This window comes from Paenibacillus sp. FSL L8-0663 (genome assembly GCF_038008125.1).
Taxonomy (GTDB): Bacteria; Bacillota; Bacilli; order Paenibacillales; family Paenibacillaceae; genus Paenibacillus; species Paenibacillus polymyxa_D.
On record NZ_JBBOYM010000001.1, the window covers coordinates 5368387 to 5389458 of the forward strand.

21 protein-coding genes and 1 riboswitch are annotated in these 21072 nt (G+C 47.1%); of the genes, 6 read left to right on the plus strand and 15 right to left on the minus strand.

Annotation, left to right across the window (positions count from 1 at the left end):
• Positions 1–31: 31 nt before the first annotated feature.
• From MKY75_RS23805 to MKY75_RS23830, 6 genes are all read right to left on the minus strand, one after another.
• Positions 32–1210: an MFS transporter gene (locus MKY75_RS23805; protein ID WP_209947677.1), complete on the minus strand. Its 1179-nt coding sequence runs from the start codon at positions 1208–1210 to the stop codon at positions 32–34.
• Positions 1211–1279: 69 nt separating this feature from the next.
• A riboswitch (purine riboswitch) is annotated at positions 1280–1379 on the minus strand.
• A gap of 57 nt (positions 1380–1436) precedes the next feature.
• Positions 1437–2396: an acetylxylan esterase gene (locus tag MKY75_RS23810; protein ID WP_340886750.1), complete on the minus strand. Its 960-nt coding sequence runs from the start codon at positions 2394–2396 to the stop codon at positions 1437–1439.
• Positions 2397–2415: 19 nt separating this feature from the next.
• Entirely contained in the window at positions 2416–3465 is a 1050-nt protein-coding gene (locus MKY75_RS23815; RefSeq protein WP_318627715.1) for a glycoside hydrolase family 130 protein, read from the minus strand.
• Positions 3466–3524: 59 nt separating this feature from the next.
• Positions 3525–4358 (minus strand): carbohydrate ABC transporter permease, encoded by an 834-nt coding sequence (locus MKY75_RS23820; protein ID WP_023990883.1) that lies wholly within the window; start codon positions 4356–4358, stop codon positions 3525–3527.
• A 2-nt stretch (positions 4359–4360) separates the two neighbouring features.
• Positions 4361–5245 carry a carbohydrate ABC transporter permease gene (locus MKY75_RS23825; protein ID WP_340886753.1) on the minus strand — a complete coding sequence of 295 codons (885 nt, stop codon included), beginning with the start codon at positions 5243–5245 and terminating at the stop codon, positions 4361–4363.
• A 67-nt stretch (positions 5246–5312) separates the two neighbouring features.
• Positions 5313–6632, minus strand: a complete 1320-nt coding sequence (locus MKY75_RS23830) for an ABC transporter substrate-binding protein (RefSeq protein ID WP_029518689.1) — start codon at positions 6630–6632, stop codon at positions 5313–5315.
• A 233-nt stretch (positions 6633–6865) separates the two neighbouring features.
• Here MKY75_RS23830 and MKY75_RS23835 point away from each other — a divergent pair, with 233 nt between their 5' ends.
• The 3 genes from MKY75_RS23835 (at position 6866) to MKY75_RS23845 (ending at position 10464) form a co-directional block, all read left to right on the plus strand.
• Entirely contained in the window at positions 6866–8041 is a 1176-nt protein-coding gene (locus tag MKY75_RS23835) for an AGE family epimerase/isomerase (protein ID WP_165145809.1), read from the plus strand.
• Positions 8038–9237, plus strand: a complete 1200-nt coding sequence (locus MKY75_RS23840) for a glycoside hydrolase family 130 protein (protein WP_318627716.1) — start codon at positions 8038–8040, stop codon at positions 9235–9237. Before MKY75_RS23835 ends, MKY75_RS23840 begins: the two co-directional genes overlap by 4 nt.
• A gap of 213 nt (positions 9238–9450) precedes the next feature.
• On the plus strand, positions 9451–10464 hold the full coding sequence (locus tag MKY75_RS23845) for a substrate-binding domain-containing protein (RefSeq protein ID WP_029518692.1): 1014 nt from the start codon (positions 9451–9453) through the stop codon (positions 10462–10464).
• 122 nt (positions 10465–10586) lie between these two features.
• Here the strand turns inward: MKY75_RS23845 and MKY75_RS23850 are convergent, their stop codons facing one another.
• Positions 10587–10799, minus strand: coding sequence for a cold-shock protein (locus MKY75_RS23850; RefSeq protein WP_025721956.1), 213 nt, complete (start codon positions 10797–10799; stop codon positions 10587–10589).
• A 120-nt stretch (positions 10800–10919) separates the two neighbouring features.
• A complete protein-coding gene (locus MKY75_RS23855) occupies positions 10920–11435 on the minus strand; it encodes a DUF2179 domain-containing protein (protein WP_013312523.1) in 516 nt (171 codons plus the stop codon).
• Positions 11436–11591: 156 nt separating this feature from the next.
• Here MKY75_RS23855 and MKY75_RS23860 point away from each other — a divergent pair, with 156 nt between their 5' ends.
• Together MKY75_RS23860 and MKY75_RS23865 are read left to right on the plus strand one after the other, a co-directional pair.
• Entirely contained in the window at positions 11592–11768 is a 177-nt protein-coding gene (locus MKY75_RS23860; RefSeq protein WP_068939077.1) for a CsbD family protein, read from the plus strand.
• A gap of 255 nt (positions 11769–12023) precedes the next feature.
• Positions 12024–13067: a stalk domain-containing protein gene (locus MKY75_RS23865; protein ID WP_340886754.1), complete on the plus strand. Its 1044-nt coding sequence runs from the start codon at positions 12024–12026 to the stop codon at positions 13065–13067.
• Between the two features lie 71 nt (positions 13068–13138).
• Here MKY75_RS23865 and MKY75_RS23870 read toward each other — a convergent pair whose 3' ends face one another.
• The 4 genes from MKY75_RS23870 to MKY75_RS23885 form a co-directional block, all read right to left on the minus strand.
• Positions 13139–13942, minus strand: a complete 804-nt coding sequence (locus tag MKY75_RS23870) for a copper amine oxidase N-terminal domain-containing protein (protein ID WP_340886756.1) — start codon at positions 13940–13942, stop codon at positions 13139–13141.
• 191 nt (positions 13943–14133) lie between these two features.
• Entirely contained in the window at positions 14134–15315 is a 1182-nt protein-coding gene (locus MKY75_RS23875) for an NAD(P)/FAD-dependent oxidoreductase (RefSeq protein WP_340886758.1), read from the minus strand.
• Positions 15316–15342: 27 nt separating this feature from the next.
• Complete coding sequence (locus tag MKY75_RS23880; protein ID WP_029518696.1) at positions 15343–15774, minus strand: DUF1641 domain-containing protein; 432 nt, start codon at positions 15772–15774, stop codon at positions 15343–15345.
• Between the two features lie 544 nt (positions 15775–16318).
• Positions 16319–17146, minus strand: a complete 828-nt coding sequence (locus MKY75_RS23885; protein WP_340886761.1) for an HNH endonuclease — start codon at positions 17144–17146, stop codon at positions 16319–16321.
• Between the two features lie 262 nt (positions 17147–17408).
• Between MKY75_RS23885 and MKY75_RS23890 the strand changes: the two genes are divergently transcribed.
• Positions 17409–18905 (plus strand): alpha-amylase, encoded by a 1497-nt coding sequence (locus tag MKY75_RS23890; RefSeq protein WP_029518697.1) that lies wholly within the window; start codon positions 17409–17411, stop codon positions 18903–18905.
• Positions 18906–18969: 64 nt separating this feature from the next.
• On the opposite strand, the gene gpmA is transcribed toward MKY75_RS23890, so the two are convergent.
• The 3 genes from gpmA to MKY75_RS23905 all read right to left on the minus strand — a co-directional run bounded on the left by gpmA (position 18970) and on the right by MKY75_RS23905 (position 21032).
• Positions 18970–19719: a 2,3-diphosphoglycerate-dependent phosphoglycerate mutase gene (gene gpmA / locus MKY75_RS23895; protein ID WP_029518698.1), complete on the minus strand. Its 750-nt coding sequence runs from the start codon at positions 19717–19719 to the stop codon at positions 18970–18972.
• A gap of 136 nt (positions 19720–19855) precedes the next feature.
• Positions 19856–20596: a Bax inhibitor-1/YccA family protein gene (locus MKY75_RS23900; protein WP_029518699.1), complete on the minus strand. Its 741-nt coding sequence runs from the start codon at positions 20594–20596 to the stop codon at positions 19856–19858.
• Positions 20597–20744: 148 nt separating this feature from the next.
• The gene (locus tag MKY75_RS23905) at positions 20745–21032 is read right to left on the minus strand and encodes a hypothetical protein (RefSeq protein WP_029518700.1); all 288 of its coding nucleotides are present in this window, start codon (positions 21030–21032) and stop codon (positions 20745–20747) included.
• Positions 21033–21072: the final 40 nt, after the last annotated feature.

Genomic DNA, 21072 nt, shown 5'->3' on the forward strand with positions numbered 1-21072 from the left:
GTATTATAAAAGAGGGCGATGGTTCAGCGAACTATGAAACAGAGTGGTGCCCTCTGACAGCCTGCGATGTCCCGACTCTGGTAATCGAAAATACGCCGCAGACAAAAGCAACAATCACAAATGCCCCACCCACCCAAGCGTTCGTGGCAACAGATTCACTATTCTCAATTACTACGCCTCCCAGGGCAGAACCCAGAGCGATCCCGACCTGGAGTGCGGAGAAATTAAAGCTTTGCTGAATACTACCCGATTCGGGCGCATTTTCAATAAGATAGCTTTGCATCGGGGGCGACAAGGCCCAACTCAGTATGCCCCAGATGATCAATAATGGCGCAAATACATAAACCGAGTGGATTGAGAGTGGCAGCAGGAACATCACGGCGATAAACACGCCTACGACGACTAGAATACTTTTCGCTGTCCCGAACCTATCTGCCAAAGAACCGCCAATAAAACCACCGCTCACTGCCGCCAGCCCAAAGACAAAATAGGCCACACTAACCCACGAAGCATTTAAACCCATCATATTTTCTAAAAACGGAGTGAAATACGCATATAGCGTGTAGTGGCCCGCCAGTGTCAGCGTGGTCACCAGATGAGCACTGATGACTTTAACATTTTTTAAGGATTTCAATTGATCACGCATAGGCACAACATGTTCCGTCGGAATCCGTTCCATAAACAAGTTGATAACGATCATAGCAACGACCGTCAACAAGGCAATAATCAGGAAAAGCACCCGCCAGCCAAACGCATTTCCAATCAGCACCCCGGCTGGAATACCAAGCACGATGGAGGAGCTAACCCCCATGGAGATGACACCGAGGACACGGGCCTGATAAGCCTTGGACACCACTTTGACTGCAATGGTCAGTGACAATGTCACGATCAGCGACCCGCTTGCAGCGGTAATGATACGGGATACAAACAAGACTGCATAATTCGGACTCCAGAAGGCCAGCAGACTTCCCAGAATAAAGATAAACATCGACCACAGGTACAGTCGTTTTCGTTCGATTTTGGCGGTCAACGCCAACAAAGTTGGCCCAGCAATAGCGTACACGAGCGCATAGATCATGATAAGCTGTCCTGCCGTACTTACGGAGACATTCAAATCCTGTGCAATTTGGGGCAGCACGCCACCGATAATCAGCTCCACCAACCCCACCGTAAAGGTCGCAATCGTTAAAATAACTACTTTGAAGTTCATTACATTAGCTCCTTTGCTGTCATGTAAATTCCCTCGTATTACGCAAAAAAATCCTGACCACAAGAAATGTACAAGACGTACACTTTTTGTAATCAGGATTTATCGGTTCCTGGTAGAGACCCTCAAACCATATTATTGAGGTTATACAAATGGGGCATTCATTTATTACGCATTCACGAAGGTTATAGTTATTACTATAAAGGAGCCTGTGGCTAAGTTCAACCCCCTACAGCCGCAAAAATTCACTCATGGCACGATCCGACAGATAAGGTAGATACTCATGACCGTATTCGTGATACAGGAGTATTTCCTTGTCTGATACGATTTTATTGTACACCGCAAACTGCGTGGAGGGTGGACAAATGATATCCGACAGCCCTGTCACAAACAACACACGACTACGAATACGGTCTGCCAAATGTTGAATATCGATGTAGCCTAGTCGGTGAAATAGTTCCTCCTCGCGCAGATGGTTCGGATCAAACCAACGAAAATAATAAACCAGTTCTTCATATGCAGATGTAGTAGCATCCAGCGCCCAAGCTCTTTTATAGTCCGACAGGAACGGATATACCGGGACCGCCACACGGACACGCGGCTCCAATGCAGCGCAGGCAACCGTTAAGGCCCCTCCCTGGGAACAGCCAAATGCACCGATCCGTTCAGGGTCGACCTGCTCCATAGACATCAGAATGCGCACCGCCTGTACCGTATCCAAAAATACATTGCGGTAATACAACCGATCCGGGTCCGGGTCGTCAATCCCTCGGATGATATGGCCGCGCACCGTCGTTCCTTGAACCTGCAAATTGTCCTCGGACAGCCCTCCTTGCCCCCGGCAATCCATAGCCAGCACGGTGAATCCGTGTGCCGCGTAGCTTACCTTGTCGAACCAATCACCACTGTCGCAGGAATATCCATGAAACATGGCCAAAGCTGGACCTTGTTCCGTAAGGTGCTTGGGACGAGCCAGCTTCCCATGAACCCTTGCTCCGCCCACTCCGGTAAAATATAGATGGTAACACTCTACCAGCGGAGAGACAAAATCCGCAGGCTCCAGTGTATATTCCAGTGGCTGCTGCTCCAGCTCCAGTAGCGCCCGTTCCCAGTATGCGTCAAAATCCGGTGGCTTTGGGCTGCTCCCCATGTACGACTGCAATTGCTGTAAAGACATATCCTCCGGCATTCACGTTCCCTCCTACATGCTACATCCGGCCCGACTCACGGTCGTCTCCGACCACTTCATCCGTTGCGATGACATACTTCATAATGTCGGATACTGTCGTGTATGCGATACCTACATACGTATCAGCGGCTCCATAATAAATTGCAATTCTTCCAGTGTCCGCGTCATGCAGCGTAGCACACGGGAACACCACATTCGGCACAAAGCCCCGCTCCTCATACCATTCCTCCGGGGTCAGCACGAAGTTGGAGGAACGATATTTAACCTTAGATGGATCATCCAGATCAAGAACGGCTACCCCCATGCTGTATACCAGCCCATTGCACGTGCCTGTCACCCCGTGGTAGAACATCAGCCAGCCCTCGGTCGTCTCAATCGGTGCCGGTCCGCCGCCAATTTTTACCGATTGCCACCAGCCCTGTCCGCCCTTACTCATGACATGACGGTGCTTGCCCCAGTAGACCAAGTCAGGACTTTCACTCAGAAAAATGTCGCCAAACGGTGTATGTCCACTGTCACTCGGACGGGATAGCAACATAAAGTTTCCGTTTAGCTTACGGGGCAACAGCACACCATTACGATTAAACGGCAAGAATGGATTTTCCAATCGTACAAAACTTTTAAAATCCTTTGTTTTGGCTATCCCCAACGCTGCACCGTAAAAATCTGTACACCAGATGATATAATACGTATCCTCCACGCGGACCAGACGCGGATCGTAAGCATAATTAGGTTGGTAATCGTTCCCTTCCTCATCAACCAAATGCAACCGTTCTGTCTCAATGTCCCAAGCCAACCCGTCGTCACTCCAGCCAAGATGCAAATGCGGACGTCCGTTAATTGTTTCAGCCCGGAATACCCCTACAAACCGTCCCTCATACGGAGCTACTGCACTGTTGAAAATACGGGCAATGCCCGGCACCGGATTCCGCCCAATGACCGGATTCTCAGTATGTCTCCATACCGGAGCCTCACTGCCCTCTGGCTTATCCTGCCACGGCATTTCCGGCAGACTGTCTCCCAAGATTCGCACGCTATTTACTCCCAAATCCACATTCAATTTATTCATACGTATATTCTCCTCTCACCGAGATACTTGATCTCATCTTTTTTTATTTCGTCGTTATTCTATTTCACCGAACCCTGAGCGAATCCGTTATAGATATATTTTTGTAAGGATAAAAAGGCAATCAACGTCGGAATAATGGCAATGATAATGCCCGCGCTAATGACTTCCCATTGTGATCCATAGGGGCCTTTAAACTTGAACAGCGCCGTCGATATGACCTGAAGGCTTGTTTTGGGCATATACAGGAACGGGGTGTAAAAGTCGTTGTAAATATTAACGCCCTTGATAATGATCACCGTCACAATGGCAGGCTTCAGCAGGGGCAAGATAATCCGCCAGTAGATCGTCAGATAGGAGGCCCCATCTAGCATGGCCGATTCATCCAGCGCCACCGCAATGGAATCCAGAAATTGCAGAAAAATATACACCGCAATAATATCCGTTCCCAAATACAGCAAGATCGCCGCCCAAGGCGTGTTAAACAGCTCCAGCTTGTTAATAATCTGGAATGTTGATACCTGTGTCGTTACCCCCGGAATGAGGGTCGCGAGCAGGAACGCACCTAGCATAAGACTTTTGCCCTTAAATTTAAAACGGTTCAAAATATACGCGATCATGGAACCCGTTAACGTGGCTCCGATGATCGAAATCAACAGGATAAAAGCTGTGTTCACAAATCCGGTCAGCATATTTCCGTTAATAAAGGCTTTGGTATAGTTAGCCCAATTCAGCCAGTTCACGGGGGGAGTCAGAGGACTGGTTGCCGCATATTCAGTCTTCGTCTTCAAAGATGCAAACAAAATTACGACAATCGGTAGCAGTGCAATGAACGCACCTAGTAGTAGCGCCGCATACTTGATGCTGCTAGCCAGTATTCTTTTCAGCTTATACATGATTAGTCCTCCTCTCCCCGAATTAGCAACCGTTGAAGCAGCGTAACAGCGATTACGATCAGCAGCAGAATAACCGCCATCGCCGAGGCCAAACCGACCTTGCTGTATTTGAATGCCACATCAAGCGTTTGAATGACGAATGTTTCGCTACCATTGGAGCCACCGGTCATAATATACGGAATATCGAATGCACTGACCGCACCGCTAATGGCCAAGATGAGGTTCAACTGCAAAATCCGCTTGATGCTCGGCAAAATAATTGAGCGGAACTGATGCCAGCGGTTGGCCCCATCGATATTGGCTGCTTCATACAGATCACTGGATATGGAAGAAATCGCACCTAGAAATACAATAAAGTTAAAGCCCATGTATCTCCAGATCGACGTGCCCGCCAGTGAAATATTGATAATCTCCGGGTTGCCCAGCCACAGCTTGACATACGAACCCAGCCCTACTGCCTGAAGCAGTGTATCGAGCGTGCCATCTGGCTTAAAAAAGAATAGAAAAATAAAACCAATGGCCACCCCGTTCATCAGAGAAGGAAAAAACAAAACGCCTTTAAAGAAATTTTTAAACCATGTCTGAAAGCTGAGAATGCTTGCAAAATAAAGGGCTAGACCCATCTGTACAAACGTGGCTACAAAGTAATACAGACTGACCTTAAACACCGAGAAATACTCGGGATCGGTAAAGATTTTGATATAGTTTTCAAAACCCACATATTCCAGACGCTTACTATAGCCGTTCCAGTCCGAAAAGCTGTACTTAAACATATTGATCACTGGCAAGTACGCAAAAGTGATCAGCAGCGCTAGCGGAATAAATGAAAAGGCAACAATAATCGCCAATCTTTGTTTGGAGTAGCTGAGATTCGAAAATTTTAACATGCTGCACCTCCTGGCTATCCGTCCATCGACTGCTACGTCGATCCTTTCTTTTCGTCAGTTCAGATGGCTATTTTGCTTCCTTAGCAGCCACTTCAGCACGCGCCTTCACCCATGCATCGTTCAGATCTTTCATAATGGCGTCATACGATTCCGGGCGGTTACCCACCGCTGCCTCAATAATGCGTTTCTTGAAATCAGGCTGCCACAAACCAATTTCGCCCATTTTGTCGATTTTATCAACAATTCCTTCCTGTCCTTTTGGAGATGGAGTAAGTGTTTCAAAAACGACCCCCTGATCTTCGTATTGCTTCAAAATGCTAGGCATTGGAGCACCCTTCAGCGGACTAATACTGCCTGCCTGCTCTACAGCATAGTTGGACTTTTCGGTAAACCAATCCACCCAGGCACGGGCCGCTGGTTTATTTTCACTGTTTACGTTAATACCGAGATTAAAATCACCAGCTAGCGGTACAAGTACCTTGGAGGCATTCGTCGGGAATGGCATAAAACCGATATCATCCTTGTTAGGAGCTGTGCTTTTGATCTGGTCAATTGCCCAAGAGCCAAGCACCATCGTACCGATTTTGCCTTGAGCAAGATCTGCCTTGGAGGTCTCCCAATCCGTAGTCGTTGGATCTTTTTCAATCAGGCCTTTTTTAGCTGCATCGTATAGGACCTTATACAGTTCATAGTGAGGCTGGCCCTTTGTGAAATTGTCATCTGTATTCGGTTGTGTGACATTCACGTATTCCTTTGTACCCGCCAATGTTGCCAGACTAGACTCCCACTGGGTCAGTGCCCAACCAGAGGCATAGTTCGTAAACAGCGGCACTGCCTTGGTTTTGTCCTTAATCTGCTGTAACGCTGTCAGGAATTGGTCCGGTGTTTTGGGAAGCTGCGTGATTCCTGCGTCCTTGAACACCTTTTTGTTATAAATCACACCAGAGTAAACCATCGCAATCGGAATACCGTAGCTGTTATGATCCACCGTACGTTCTTCAATGCCGGTATACTTGTTTTTCATCTCCTCATAAGTACCCAGTGGTTCGAAAAAATTGGGCAGCTCTTCAACTGGAATACTGCCAGGGATCAGCAAAACATCCCCGTAATCCCTGGTCCCCATCCGAATTTTAATTTGACCATCATAATCGGCCAATGCCTGGAAATTGACCTTCACGTTCGGATAAAGCTTGTTAAATTCCTTGGCGTAGTCCTGAAATACCGTATCCACAATATCTGTCCGCTGTGTGATAACCGTAATTTCACCTTCCACGGCCTTTGGATCAGAGCTGGCAGCTGGCTCATCCTTCTTTGAGGTACAGCCAGTAAACAGCCCCGCTAACAAAACCACAGATAGTAATGACATCAAAACCTTGGACAACTTCATGAGACGACTCCTCCTGTTGTTTTTTAATAAGGTTATCGTTAAAGTAACAAAATCATTTTATTATGTTAGCGCTTACTATGTCAATTGCAATATTCTTTTTTGTGAAATGGAATGGGCCGCATCTTATGAAAAAACACCAATTTAGCATGGTTGACAGTTTACAAACAGCTAGATATGATAATTCTGTAAAGTTAACGATAACCTAATATTTTTCCCGAAGGAGGCTTTGTCTCTTGGCAACACTACTGGACGAAATTAGACAGGAATGGAAGGAACACATACTCCCATTCTGGCTTGGACTGAAGGATGAGACACACGGTGGGTTTTACGGCGAGGTGGATGTGGATCTGCACACTCATAACCAAGCCGACAAAGGCGGGATTGCCACTGCACGGCTACTCTGGTCCTTCTCGGCGGCTGCTCGTGTAACAGGGGAAGATACCTATGCAGAAGCCGCACGAGATGCATTCACATTCCTGCGAGATCACCTGCTTGATCCATTACATGGAGGAATGTATTGGATGGTGGACTACACCGGGCAACCCGTGGACACGTGCAAGCATGTATACGCGCAGGCATTCGCGATCTATGCGCTAGCAGAGTATGCACGTGCCACAGACGACCCGAATGCATTGCCACTAGCTATGGAGCTGTTCCACCTGCTGGAGCAAAAAGGATATGATCCCGCCCGGCAGGCATACGGCGAGCAATATGACCGCTTGTGGAACACGCAGCCTAATGAGCTGCTCAGCGAAAATGGAGTTACCGCGCATATCACCATGAATACGCATATTCATGTTTTGGAAGCGTATACCCAATTGCTGCGCGTCTGGCCAAATGAAGAGGTTCGAGATGCACTGACGAACGTACTGGATATTTTATATCGTCGTGTTTACGATGCTTCTGCCCGACGATTGGGGGTATTCTTCGATCGTGAATGGCGCTCTCTGCTTGACCTGACCTCATATGGTCACGACATCGAAGCCAGCTGGTTGATTGAGGACGCTATGAATGTGCTGGGTTATTACCCGTCAGAATACCTGGACATGGTGATGGATATTGCCAATGCGGTAGCAGAGCGTGCTGTTCAGCCAGACGGATCGCTCATCAACGAGCGAGAAGGAGAGCGGGTAGACACCTCACGTATTTGGTGGGTGCAGGCCGAGGGGATGGTTGGTTTTTACAATGCGTTTCAACGTACAAATGACGAACGATTTTTGCAAATTGTGCGTAATCTGTGGGCCTATACTCGGCAATATATCATAGATCCTCGCCCCGGAGGCGAATGGTTCTGGTCAGTTCAAGCGGATGGTAAGCCTGATGCGAGAGAGATTGCAGGACCCTGGAAGTGCCCTTATCACAACAGCCGATTTTGCATAGAAATGCTAGAAAGGATGGAAAACCAATGATTCATAGCAAATACGATGAGCTACTATTGCAGCAAGAGGAACTGATTACACGCCCTAATGAGGTTAAAACTACCTTTTACAATGGTATCTACGAACGCTACCTCTATCCAGTGCTCACACGCCATCATGTTCCACTTCACTGGCGGTTCGATCTGGATGCGCAAACTAATCCCTTTTTCATGGAGCGGCTGGGTGTAAATGCAGCATTGAATCCAGGGGCGATCTATCATGAAGGAAAATACATTCTTGTTTCGCGTACCGAAGGACTGGATCGAAAATCATTTTTCGCTTTGGCAGAAAGCGATAACGGCATTGATCAATTTCGATTCATTGACGCCCCCCTAGTATGGGAGGATATCGACCCAGAAGAAACAAATATGTACGATATGCGGCTGGTGAAGCATGAGGACGGCTGGATTTACGGTATTTATTGCTCTGAAAAAAAGGATCCTGACGCGCCACCTCACGATACCTCCAGTGCTGTCGCTCAGGCCGGACTGGTCCGTACTCGTGATCTTCGTACATGGACCCGGCTTCCCAACATTACTACCCAGTCCCCACAGCAGCGCAACGTTGTTCTGCACCCTGAATTTGTGGACGGTCAATACGCCTTCTATACTCGTCCTCAGGACGGGTTTATTTCCACCGGCTCGGGCGGTGGCATTGCCTTCGGCCTGTGCAAAGATATTACACAGCCCGTGATTGAACACGAAACCGTCATTGATGAGCGCCGTTATCATACGGTGTACGAAGCCAAGAACGGACAGGGGCCTGCCCCGATTAAGACCAGCCGCGGCTGGATTCATATCGCTCACGGGGTACGCAATACGGCCGCCGGGCTGCGGTATGTGCTGTATACCTTTGCCACCAGTCTGGAAGACCCTACGCGCGTCATTGCTAAGCCCGGTGGGCACTTTCTAGCTCCTTATGATGAGGAACGCGTGGGCGACGTTTCGAATGTTATTTTTTGCAACGGGGCTGTTGTTAACGAGCAAGATGAAGTCTTTATCTACTACGCTTCCAGTGACACCCGTATCCACGTAGCGACAACCACCATCGCTCGACTGGAGGACTACACCTTCAATACACCATCCGACCCGCTGCGCTCTCTCAGCAGCGCCGCTGTTCGCCGTGATCTGATTCATCACAATGAAGCGCTATTGAAAGCGCACTCCCGTCCTTCTCAGCAGACATAAGCCGCAGGCTTTATCCTGCTTGCGGAACCATGTATACTATCCATAGAACAACTGTTACCCGCAGGCTAATTGTTGTTCTATGGGCAGCTACGCTGCCAGTCTTTGTATCTTTACAGGCAGCTAAGCTACTAATATATTCCCCCAGCATTTTGCATCCATTCTTTGGATTTAGGCAAGATGCTTATCTTTTTAAAATTGGAAGGCGGAACAGGAATGAAGAGCAACGTAACGATGCGGGATATTGCAGATAAGCTGGGAGTAAGCAGCGTGACCGTGTCGAAGGCGCTCAATGACAAGGATGGGGTTAGCGAGGAGCTAAAAGAGCGTATTAAGACGCTCGCGGGCGAAATGGGTTATCGTTTCAATACCGTTGCCAAGTCCATGAAGGAGGGCCTCACCTATAACATTGGTGTTGTCATTCCCGAACGTTTTACCGGCCCTGGCCAATCGTTTTATCTGCACATCTACCAGCAAATTTCACGGGCACTGGAGCCATACGGCTACTACGGCATCCTTCACATCCTCCATCGCGAAGACGAGGAACAGCTTAATCTGCCACGTATCTATTACGACCGTAAGGTGGACGGCTTCATTCTCCTGGGCCAAGTGAGCAAGCCATATATTGAGCTTGTACAAACCATGGAACTGCCCAAAATGTTTCTCGATTTTTATGATGAGCATGCCGATATCGACTCCGTGGTGACGGATAATTTTTACGGGGCCTACGAGCTGACCAACTATTTGATCGCCCAGGGACACCGGGATATTGCATATGTGGGCAACCTCTATTCCACCAGTAGTATTCAGGATCGTTTCCTCGGCTACTATAAATCCTTGCTGGAGCACAGGTTGCCTCTCCGTAACGAGTGGGTGCTCAGTGACCGGGACGACGAAGGCTCTTATGTTGAAATGGAGCTTCCTCAGCCGCTGCCGACTGCCTTTGTATGTAATTGCGATCAGGTCGCTCACAATCTGGTGCACAAGCTCATTGCTCTGGGATACCGCGTACCTGAAGACTGCTCTGTGGTCGGCTTTGACAATGATGTATACGCCACTCTTATTGTTCCGCAACTGACCACAGTCGGAGTAGACATCGAGCAGATGGCACGTACCGCAATTGATTCGATGATGAAAAAAATAAGCCATCCCGGCAGTCGCTTTGGTCGGGTCCTGGTGCAGGGTCATATTGTATATCGTGACTCCGTGCAGCCCATCGAGAGGCCATGATCATCAAATATTCCACAACCAAAAGCCGCTCAGCATGTCGCTGGAGCGGCTTTTGACGTTAATAAGTATTGCAGTGTGATCATCGTACTCACTTTTAATTGCGGGTTTTGCACAATCCTGAATTAGGAGCGCTGAGCGACAAAGGAATTGCCCGCCCGATTGAGAATCGGCAACATCCGCATTTCCTGCCCCATCGAGGCTTGGCAAAATGGACAAGCTGGCTCGTTCAAAAAGGTGAAATCCGTTCGCATCCAGCCGTTGCAACCCTCATTTGTACACGACCAAATAGCCGTATTTTCCTCTGGAATGATTTCCGGGGCCTGGCGTCTGTACATCTATATCCCCCCTCGGTTTTTTATAGGGTAATATCCCCTGTCGGCTTACTGTTAATTCCAACCTGTGCGGGTATTAATATGCTCCAAGCTCCGAAAAATATGCGCATTTTACCAAAATGTTTATTTACGGATAGCCTTGGTCCAGAAGCCGCCATGAAATTGCTTCGGCTCTACCGTAATGACAAAAGCCTTAGGGTCCAGCTCCAGAATGGACTGATACAGCCTATTCTGGTTTTTCCGTTTAGCCAAAATTTCCATCACCAGGCGCTCTCCATCACGCCCACTGCCCAGCCAGGCTGTAACGCCGTATCCTTTGTCCCGCAGCGCATTGGCAATTCCTCCATTAATCTCATTGCTGATCACCTTAACAGTGACATAACCAAGCGCTATTTTTTCCTCAATCCATGCTCCAATCAGAATACCCAATGCATAGCCAATGGCGTATACCGCTAGACTTGCCACTTGATCCAGATACTTAAGCACAACATTCAAGCCCAATACATAGACCGTAACTTCTACGGTGCTAATGAGCGCAGCAATGTACTTCTGTCCTTTCAGCGTCAGAATCATGCGCAGTGTATACGCCGATACGTAAATAATTTGAATAACGAGAATAAATAATAAAATTTTGAGCATGCGCTCACTCCCCACTTCACGTTCTGATTTAACCCGTATCCAACATTATACCCCCGTCTGTGATATACAGCCTCTGGTTTCGTATTACCCTTGCTCGGGTAATGACTAACTACAGCATGCTGAATGAAAGTTCGATCACATAAGGAGGGCTTCAACATGAAGGATAACGGAATTAGCGATAAAATCAAAGGTAATGTGAACAAAGCCAAAGGTGAAATCAAGGACCAAATCGGAAACGCTACCGATAATAAATCCCTTCAAGCCGAAGGTAAACTGGATAAGGCCAAAGGCCATCTTCAGGAAACAGCAGGCAAACTGAAGGACGGCAAATAATCCTGAATGGATAACTTCGGTGCACTGTTTTACCTACAAGTCTCGCTGTCTTGTGCAGCGGGCTTGTTTTGTGTTGTTCGGATACTTTTGGAAAAAGTTTTGCGCAAACAGGGCAACTTTTATGGTTGCTGTTGCGTCTAACCAATATAAGCACAACCCATAATGACTCTCCAAGCTGTTGGATTTTGTAGGCATTAATGTTACTCTAGTCTATGAACCAGGCTATAATTCTTAAATAAAGGGGTAGACCAACGAATGAAATCACTGAAATCTATCAAAAAACCTGTCATCATCACTGCCGTATCCGCCTTGGCCATATCCGGGGCTCTTTTCAGCCAATCCACATATGCCGCACAAGTGACTAAGCCGATCCAAGCAGTATATAACAATATCAAAATTATCTACAACGGAACCGAGGTTCCTGCTGATGCTAAAACAGAACCATTTCTACTGGATGGCGTGACGTATATCCCGCTGAAACTGGCAGGTACAGCTTTGGATAAAAAAGTAACATGGGATGGAACAAACAAACGCGTAGTCATTGCTGATAACGGCGTTCCGATTGATCAATCTACAGTTACGGCGCTGAACAACCAGATTACGACGCTGACTCAAGAGCTCAACACAGCAAAAGCAGCAAACACGACGAAGGACGCTACCATTGCTCAATTACAAAAAGACAATCAAACGCTGAAAGATGAAGCGAGCAAAAACAGCTCTAGCTCCTTGAAGGATCTTCAAAAGAAGCTGAACGATGATCACAGGGACGACTATAAAACCAACTCGGATATCACGCTGGATGGCAACAAAAAGGATATTACGGTGACCATCGAAATGACAAAATCCAGATGGACTGACCTATCCGACAGCAGAAAAGAGGACTACCTGGAGGACATCGTGGATGATATTTTGAAAGAGTATAAAGATGCCGAGGTAGAGGGTACGGTTAAGAACTCCAGTAATAGAGATAAATTAGCAACCTTTACAACCAATAGCAGAGGCAATGTTACTCTGAGGGATGTAGCTTCATCCTTCGACGCAAACACGATCCAACGTGATTTGTTCAACAGATATAGCAGCTACGCCGGAGTTGGCTTTGATTTCAGTGTAAGAGGCGACAGCAGTAAAGCTGACGTGGATGTGTTTGTAGGTTTGGATGACTGGAATAAACTCTCAGGTTTGCAAAGAAGTAACCTGACAGATGGCATCATTAGTTTCCTTAAAGACAGAGAGTCCATTGACAGAATCAATGGAACTATACGCAACAAGGACAACCGCAACCTAATTACTAACTTTTAATTATAAAAAAAGCGACAAAGGCCCTTAAGCCTTTGTCGCTTTTTTGTGATGTACAAGCAACATACATTCCACTACTCAATCAATCTGCCTACAGAAGTAATATATTTTATATAGTCTTTATCCGCATCGATTGTATCGATATTTCTCGTATAAACCAAATTACCAGGAGTGGTGGTTTTCACTTTGTAAAACATACTGGGTTTAGAATAAGGATATACGCTATGGCCCCCTTTGCTGTACACAATCATGGGATTAAAGTCGATTTGCTTGAAGTCGGGTGATAAGCTGCTCTCGTACGTAGCATAAATATCCAATACGCCTTTTTTTCGATCCCAATCAAAGGAAGTAAGATTAAACGCGTTCGCATCAATGACTTGAGCCAAGTCTTGTCCCTTAAACCTCATAAGAACGGGACTCTCCGTAAAGCTATCATGTTTTAGCTTCAATAAGCCACGTTGGGGATCCCACTCCATCTTCGCATCTGTATCCTTCAACAAAATGGATACCGGCAAAAACATCGCGTTGCTTTTCATGATGGGGACTGTATCCATTGTCATAGGTTCGCCGTTAACCGATATTTCGGGTGATCCGATCGTAGCCGTTACATTACGCCCCAACAGATCAACAGCAGCCGTCTTGTTCGCTGCATTATAACTTACTTTGCCGCCCAGTATATCCTCAGCCGCTTGGAGCGGTATAAGCAGTCTCCCCTTCTTATCCACAAAAGGTGATGCAGGGTAGGTGTATAAAACGTAATGATCATTGACCTTCAGGTGTATGGGCGTTTGTCCTTGAGCTTGAGCAGATACCAAATTCATGTTTGTAGCACCAAAACTTAATACAATCATAAGGCTGATTAATAACCTGATTTTCATAATGCCCTCCTCGTATTGTTCGTTACTAGTGTACTGCCACAGAAATATCAGATCAACCATAATTTTCAACATATATCCAAAAATAAACATGACATTTTACATATACTGGTTTATAATGGATTAAACTGCAAAACAAAAAGAGAGTACAGAATTGCACTCTCTTTGGATAAAGCATATAAAAGTAAGAAATATTAATAGGCCAATGCAAAAAGTCCTTTGATATGGGACAAGTAACGGATGTTACTGCCTTCTTTCATCAAGGTGGCTACAGCGCCTTTCAGTTGGGTGCCATTCGCGCCTACAGTACCGATCGCGTCTGTTCTGCCCAAGCTGCCCAGTGTTCCGGAGAATACCGGTGTAAAACTTTCCATTTTCGCTCCGTTGAAATAAGCGAAGATGTTGTAACCAACTAATTCGCCCATTTGCCAAGCCAACTGTGCAGTTGGAGGGTATGGACGCTCGCCTTCAGCCGGGAACACCACTGCGCTGTCGCCAGCGAGGAAGATGTCTTCGTGAGAAGTCGATTGCAGTGCACCATTCACAGTTGCACGACCACGGTTTACTTCGATACCGGATGCGCCAACCAGTGCATTACCTTGTACGCCGCCTGTCCAGATCAGTGTGTTCGTTTTGATCGAACGTCCATCTTTCAGGAGAACTTCGTCTGCTTTCATTTCTGTAATCGGAACACCCGCTACGATTTGAACGCCACGTTTTTCAAGGCTTGTAACTGCACGATCAACCAGTGGTTGAGGGAAGCCTGCCAAAATAGATGGTCCAGCTTCTACGCAATACAAGTTGATATCTTCGTAGTTAATACCTTTTTCGCGACAAATTGCAGGCAATTTGTCAGCATATTCGCCCACCAGCTCAACGCCTGTCAGACCGCCACCACCGATAACAATTGTAGCGTCCGCTTGGTTACCGGATTGCTTGTAAGCATCCAGACGAGCTTCCACATGTGCGCGAATGCGATTGGCTTCTGCCACGGATTTCAGCGTGAAGCTATGCTCTTGCAGTCCTGGAATACCGAAGTAAGCCGTTTCACTGCCGAGGGAAATAACGAGAGCGTCATAGCTCAATGTAGCACCACTGGCCAGGGTTACTTTTTTATCGTCAGGCTTAATTTCGGAAACCGTATCCACTTTCAGGATAATTTCTTTGTTACGCAGCAGTTTTCCCAAAGGAAGCGCCACAGCTTTTTCGGCAATTGTACCTGCCGCTAAACGGTGCAGTTCCGTAATAATTTGGTGCGACGCAAAGCGGTTAACCACTGTAATGGTTGCTTGACTAGCGTCCATATGCTGGCGTGCTGTAAGAGCGGCCAGCAATCCGCCGTATCCGCCGCCCAAGATCAAAATTTGCTTCGACATGTCCATCCTCCGTTCTCGATCAGGTAATTATTTGCTTTCGCGTTGGCGCTCATTCAGAATATCCAGGAAAGCCTGGCTGAAACGCAGCGTTTTTTGTACATTCGGATCTTTAAGCATTTTGAGCAGGCCGAACAGACCTACACTGCCATCCGTAGTTTGTACACGGTCATTTGCTTCAATCGCAGCAGAAGCCAATCCTTTAGCCGATTCTGTTACAGGCTTCACAAACTCTCCCATGGAGTTTTTCATATCTCCGATAAAGACAGGGTCAGTTGCCAGACTGCGAGCTACATCATAAGCGTCGGTCATCAAAGTAACCATCTCAGTCAACTTTGGCAGATTCTCTACCAGTACGGTCAGCGATTGCTGAACCTCCGGTTTCATCAATTGGTCCAGTACATCCCGAGACTCTTTGGTAGCTTCTTGTGTTACTGCCACCTCTTGTTGGTTTTCAGACATGCGTGAACGTCCTCCTTTACTGTGAAAATAGAAGTCCATCCTCTCTCGTAACCTGTATCCATAAACTCTAGCAATAAAACGTTCATTGAATTCACGCCCTTAAACATACAAGAAGCACAGCTTAAACCGGCCTATACCCTAAAGGGCAAGACTGATTTATCGCAGATGCCAATTGTATATTGCTCAGACGTTATTCTGTTGTTACTGCTGCGGAATATCTCACGAAGCGTTCCTTCGTGACTACAACAGGCCGAAACGGAACCCTATACCTCTATATTACACCTTTCACAACACAATCGTCGAAGAAATTTTAAATTTGCACAAATTACTGCAAATTTTTTATTGTTATTTTAGATAAAAATTAGAATAAGCTCGATTTTTGTCCAAGTTTCCCTTGAAAAAGGGTCATTTTAGACTAGAGGAGGGTAATAGAGAGCGTACGTTTCAGTTCGATAATATGAAAATAACCCAAAATATATTCATACAGAGGCCCGATCATCACCACTTGTGGGTCGGGCGAACAAGCTGCATTGGCAGAATCGCCCTACCTACGTAGGGTGTCTTCAGAAGCATCAGGAATATCAGGTGGTTCGAAATCATCAGGAGACGGCTGTGGCACACCAGACTCAATGAACTCATCTACATCGCGGGCAGCCTTAACTTGATTGCATTCATTGCAAGCACATACACAATTGACTGGCGTCGTGTGGCCCCCTTTTGCCCGAGGCAGTAAATGATCAATCGTGTCACCGTAGCCCCCGCAAAAGAAACAAGTATAGCGGTCACGCTTAAGCACATATTGGCGAAATTCCTTGTTGCTATACAGTCTGCGCACGGTGTAAGGATTAACAATCACCGCCATACGCTCTCTGACCAGGGTCATGGCTAGATCAAGCTCAATCTCTTGATGCCAGCGTCTCCCCTGATCGGTTTTACCTCTTAGCCGAATCATGCCATTACGATTGAGCCGCAACGCCCGAGTATCCGCAGGCTTCAGCCTACTAAGCAGATGCCGAACCCGTTGCCGATGGCGCTCACGCACTTTATCCGTGACCGGCTTCCTGCGGGGGCGCTGTGCCTCCATAGGTAGTGACGCCTCCAGGCTGTGCACAGCCGTATTTGCTCCAAGGCTATGCTGCGTCACGGGAGCAGCCGAGAGGTTCGCTTCCTCGCCGTAAGGAGCGGACGTAGCCGCACGTTCTTGCGGGGCCAACCCCCGGCAGGAACGGCAAGGACCACGCCGGGAATAAGGACCCGCCCGGCGACCCGTTCTGCGCTGAAAGTCCGTTAAAGGTTTCATCTCCTGACAATACGTACATTTTTTTATCAGCGCTTTGCTCGTTTCATCCTTATTCTGCTGCGGTTCTGTCACGTCCACCCCTCCTTTCTTCTATTGCTCGCGCTCCACGGTTTGCCCAAAACCCGAACTATTGTTAAGTTAGATTCATTTTACCGTTTTCACGTTCCCTTTTCTAGCTATTGAGACATTATGAACACTCAGGTATAACAAATTTTAATGATTTAGCATACGTTATACAGCGATCCTTGTTCTTCATTCAGCATCATATTGACCGTCTGACGTTTAGCCCCCCTCACTTGGTGGGTAACTTGTTATATATAAAGGAGGGACGCACATGAAAAGGAACCATACGATGATGCAATTTTTCGAGTGGAATGTCGAAGCTGACGGTTCTCACTGGAAGAAGCTTGCCCGCCTGGCACCGGAACTGAAGGCCAAAGGAATTGACGCGATATGGATTCCACCTGTCACCAAAGGCCAGTCGCCCGAGGATACGGGATACGGCGTCTATGACCTTTACGATCTGGGCGAGTTTGACCAAAAAGGCGCGGTGCGCACCAAATACGGAACCAGGGAAGACCTGCTGGAAGCTGTTGCTGCCTGCGTTCGTCACGGTGTGGCCGTCTATGTCGATCTGGTCATGAACCATAAAGCTGGTGCGGATGAAACCGAAGTATTCAAGGTCGTCGAGGTCAACCCGGATAACCGCAATGAGGTCATTTCCGAGCCCTTTGATATCGAAGGCTGGACTAAATTTACATTCCCCGGCCGACAAGGGAAGTATTCCACATTTCAATGGAACTTTGAACATTTTAACGGAACCGATTACGATGCGAGCCAGGACCGGACAGGAATCTATCGTATTTTAGGTAAAAATAAAAGCTGGAGCGAAAATGTAGATGATGAATTCGGCAATTATGATTATTTAATGTTCGCCAATATTGACTATAATCATCAGGATGTGCGCAAAGAGATGATCCGCTGGGGCAAATGGCTGGTGGACACTCTGCAATGCAACGGATTCCGTCTGGATGCAATCAAGCATATTAATCATGAATTTGTACGAGAGTTTGCTACAGAAATGATTAAAAAACGCGGGCAGGATTTTTATATGGTAGGCGAGTTTTGGAAACCGGATCTGGAATCATGTCAAAAGTTCCTGGATACCATTGATTATAAAATCGACCTGTTTGACGTATCCCTCCACTACAAACTACATAGCGCTTCCTTGGGTGGCAAGGATTTCGATCTAAGCACCATTTTCGAGGATACGCTGGTTCATACCCATCCCCTGAACTCGGTTACTTTTGTCGATAATCATGATTCCCAGCCGCACGAAGCGCTCGAATCCTGGGTGGAGGACTGGTTTAAGCCCAGCGCCTATGCACTTATCTTGCTGCGCAAGGACGGTTATCCCTGCGTGTTCTACGGCGATTACTACGGTATTCAGGGGCAAACGCCCGTGAAAGGCAAGCAAGCTGAGCTAGACCCGCTACTATATGCCCGGTACCATAAAGCTTATGGTGAGCAAAAAGATTATTTCGATGATCCCCATACGATTGGATGGGTTCGTCAAGGCGTGCCTGAGCTGGAAGGCTCCGGATGTGCTGTGGTGATCACCAATGCAAATGACGGGGAAAAGCGCATGTTCGTAGGTAAACAACGTGCAGGGGAAGAATGGATAGATTTGACCGGGCATCACGATCATATCGTAAAGATCGGGCAGGATGGCTACGGCATATTTCCCGTTCGTGCCGGCAGTGTGTCGGTGTGGGCACTTCCCGCAGAGGAAGACAGCCAGGAATCAGAAGAAGAAGAAGCGAACGCTTAATCTATACCCAACACAAAGAGGACAGGATGCGAGGAGGCGCCCTGTCCTCTTTGTGTATAGAAAATCACTCCGTTACCTTGCTTTGGTTGGCCACAGCCTGCTTCTTAGCCTCTACATGACTCGGATCACCGAGATAAAAGCGCCGAATGGGATCTATATGCTCATCCAGCTCGTACACCAGGGGAATGCCTGTCGGAATATTCAAATCCAGCAATGCGGTTTCGTCCAGATTCTCCATATACTTAATTAAGGCCCGCAAAGTGTTACCATGTGCAGAAATGATAACTCGATCCTTTTTGAGAATCAAAGGTACAATCCGCTGCTTCCAAAACTCGCCGACCCGATGCACTGTGTCCTCCAGACTTTCCCCAAGCGGCAGCTCTTCTGGCTTAATATTGCGATAACGCTCTTCCCGATGCGGACTCCGCTCGTCTTTCTCATCCAGCATGGGGGGCCGCACTGTCAGGCTACGCCGCCAGATATGAACCTGCTCCTCGCCGTATTCAACGGCAGAATCCAGCTTGCTAAGCCCCTGAAGAGCACCGTAATGGCGTTCATTCAGCTTCCATGACTTCTGCACAGGTATCCACAGATGATCCAGTTCATCCAAGATGTGATACAACGTGCGGATAGATCGTTTTAGCACAGAGGCAAATGCCAAATCAAACGTATAACCAGCCTCCTTGAGAATACGTCCCGCCTCAATGGCCTCATGAGTCCCTTGTTCAGTCAGGTCCACGTCCGTCCAGCCCGTAAACAGGTTTTGTCGGTTATACACGCTTTCTCCATGCCTAACCAGCACTACTTGATACATGTACTCACTCCTCTCCTGTCTGTCTTAATGTTTTACCCAACTTCTATGTATTTAACGTAAAATGCAATTTTTAAACCGTCTATTTAAAATACAAAAAAGGACGGCATTCAGCCATCCCTTTCTTCTCATCCTGCACTTAGTCCCTCTTACTGAACTTGGCCAACAGGTCCAAAATCCGTACATACAGCCATACTAGAGTCACCAGCAATGCAAAAGCACCATACCACTCCATGTATTTGGGTGCACCTTGATCTGCTTGCTCTTCAATGAAATTAAAATCCACCAGCAGATTTAAAGCCGCAATGATCACGATAAATAAACTGATGCCGATGCCCAGCCAACCTGTTTCATGGATATACGGAACATTCATACCGAAAAAGTTCAACATAAAATCAACCAGCGTCACCAGAAAAATCGCCATCGTACACAGGACCACGAATGAGATAAAGCCGCGTGTCACCTTGATGATTCGCTGTGTATACATAAAGAGCATCAAGAACAAAATACCCACGGTCAGCAAAATGGCATTAGCCACAATTCCCGGGTACTCATACTCCATAAAGGCTGAAACGCCACCCAAAGCAAAACCACTCAGAATCGCATATACAGGAGAGAGTAACGGAGCCGTCTTGGGAAAAAAGGATATCGCAAGTGCTACGCCTGCCATACCAATAAATCCTGCCGTCAGCAAAGATAGCACCTCTACAGTTCCTTCATAGGTCATGTACCAGGTAATACTGCCAGAGACGATGAGCAGAACCAGCAGAAGCAACGTTTTGTTCACCGTTCCTCCAATGGTCATGCGTTGTTCACTAGCTTCTCTTTCATCTTCGCGCAAAAAGATGTCATCACGTAAAACCGGATTGCTAAAGCTCATACAGGGTACTCCTTTTCGATGTTGTTGTTTGCTATGCTATATGTATATATCGGCACAATATGAAAAAAGTTTCAGAAAATTTCAAACAAAAAAAGCTCTAACCTTGCCTTTCGGCAAAGCTAGAGTTAGAGAGTCAGGTCGTTACAAGTTAGAAATCAGATGTAGCAATTTGGATTGTACCTGTTACTGCTCCAACTGGAGTCGCCTGAAGAGCAGCTACCAGCAGCAAAGCAACTTCTAACGTTAGACTGTTGCCCGCCGGGATAACATAAGTGATCACAGGAGCATTGACACGGGTAACCACAAGATCAACCGGATTGGCACCCGTATTATTCACGGTAATTGTAGCATTATTACCGCCTCTCAGGTTTTCAAAAAAGGACTTACCCACACCAGCAGCAAGATTGTAGAATTGCGAAGGTAAAAGAATCGCCATAGTTTTCACCTCCCTTGCTTTTGATAGTGTATTCTATGCT